The 2,099-nt window shown below is 76.5% G+C and carries 1 protein-coding gene; it reads right to left on the reverse strand.

Annotated elements, in window-relative coordinates; translation table 11 throughout:
- A partial coding sequence (locus tag K1J50_RS18715) for a peptidoglycan D,D-transpeptidase FtsI family protein (RefSeq protein WP_220119259.1) occupies positions 1-2,023 on the reverse strand: 2,023 nt, incomplete at its 3' end.
- Between the last annotated feature and the right edge of the window lie 76 nt (positions 2,024-2,099).

The raw sequence follows: 2,099 nt of genomic DNA on the forward strand, positions 1-2,099 counted from the left end.
CGCCGGCGGCAGGGGACGGCCCGCGCGCCGGCCGCGCCGCGCCGCCCCGCGCCCCGCTGGCGCCCGCCCGTCCGGCCGCCGCCTGCTGCGCCGCCGCCGCGGCCGCCGCCTGCTGCGCCAGCACCCACTCGGGACGCGCGCCCATCGGCGGCGGCGCGATCCGGCCGTTCATCGGCATGGCGATCTGCTGCGCGATCTCCTGCGCCCGGTCGGTCTCCGGCAGCAGGCCGAGGATCGGCGCCACGCGGCTGATCACCATGTGCGCCGCCGGCGCCGCCACCCAGCCCGCCGTCGCGTAGCCGTGGCTGCGGGCGTTCGGCTTGGGCTCGTCCACCATCACGTAGAGGGCGTAGCGCGGCGCGTGGATCGGGAAGGCCCCGACGAAGGCGGCGATGCGCTTGTTGGGGAGATAGCCGCCGCGCGGCCCCGTCTTCTGCGCCGTGCCGGTCTTGCCGCCGACGAAATACCCCGGCACCTCCGCGCTGCGGCCGGAGCCCTCGGTCACCACGAGGCGCATCAGCCGCCGCAGGAGGTTGCTGGTGCCCTCGGAGACCACCCGCGTGCCCTCGCGCACGGTGCCCGGTGGCTGGGCGAGCAGTGTCGGCTGGCGGTAGATGCCGCCGTTGGCGAGCGCGGCGACGCCGGTCACCACGTGCAGCGGCGTGACCGAGATGCCGTGGCCGAAGCCGATGGTCATGGTGTTGATCTCGCGCCAGTCCTGCGGCCGCGGCACCAGCGGCAGCGCCCGCTCCGGCAGCTCGATCTGCAGGCGCGCCGCCATCCCCATGCGCACCAGGAACTCGCGGTGGCGGGACGGGCCGACCGCCGCGGCCATGTGGGCCGAGGCGATGTTGGAGGAGTAGGCGATGATCTCCGGCAGCGCCAGCCAGCGCCCCTTGCCCTTGAAGTCGTTGATCGTGAAGCGGCCGTAGCGGATCGGCGCGGCGGCGCTGTAGCCGCCCCAGGGCTGCACGGTGCCGTATTCCAGCGCCATCGCCGCGGTCATCAGCTTGAAGGTCGAGCCGGGCTCGTAGACGCCCACCGTGACGCGGTTGAACCGGGGGTCGTTCGACTGGCGCTCGCGCTGCTCGCGCTCGCGCTCGCGCTCGCTCTGCCCGGCCGGGGTGCCGCCGCCGCCGGGCTGCTGCTGCGCCGCGGGGTCGGAGGGATCGTAGTCCGGCAGGCTGACCATGCCGAGCACCTCGCCGGTGTTGACGTCCATCAGGACGCCGGCGCCGCCGATCCCGTTGAACTCCGTGATCGCGTGCTGCACCGCATCGCGCAGCGCGAGCTGCACGCGCAGGTCGAGCGAGAGGCGCAGCGGCTCGCCGCCGCGGCGCAGCCGCTCGTCGAAGCTGCGCTCGACGCCGGCGATGCCGTTGCCGTCCACGTCCACCGTGCCCAGCACGTGCACCGCGGCGCGCCCCTGAGGGTAGTAGCGCCGTTCGGCCTCCTCGAAGAACACGCCGGCGATGCCGAGGTCGTTCACCGCCTGCTGCTGGCGGGGAGTGAGCGAGCGGTGGATGTAGACGAATTGCCGGTCGCCCGAGAGCCGCTGGATCAGCCGCTCGCGGTCGAGCTCCGGCAGCACGGTGCGCAGCCGGTCGGCCGCCTCCACCGGGTCGAGGATCTCGCGCGGATTGGCGGCGAGGGCGGCGATCGGCAGCGAGACGGCGAGCAGCTCGCCGTTGCGGTCCACGATCGGCGCGCGCCGGCCCGCCGTCCGGGGGGCGGGCGCCGCGGCGGGAGCGCCGCCCTCCGCCCCCTGGCGCGGCGGCGCCGGGGCGACGCCGGCCGCGGCGGCGGTGCGGCGCGGCTGGGCCGGATCGAACACGGTGGCGACGGCGAGCTTGAACGCGACGGCGCCGAACAGCAGGCCGAAGCCGGAGGCGGCGAGCACCAGCCGCCCGCGCGTGCGTTCGAGCAGGGCGCGGCGGGCGAGCTCGGGCTGGGTGACGCGAACGAGCGCCGTCCCCGTCCGGTGGCGCGGCGCGCCGCCTCCCGGGGCCGCGGGCACCGCCACGGCGAAGGCGTCGCTTCCGGAGGCCGCGCGGTCGCGCCGCGCAGGCACCGAGTCCGGCGGCGGCGGGCGGCGCTCC

The organism is Caldovatus aquaticus (assembly GCF_019458025.1).
GTDB lineage: Bacteria > Pseudomonadota > Alphaproteobacteria > Acetobacterales > Acetobacteraceae > Caldovatus > Caldovatus aquaticus.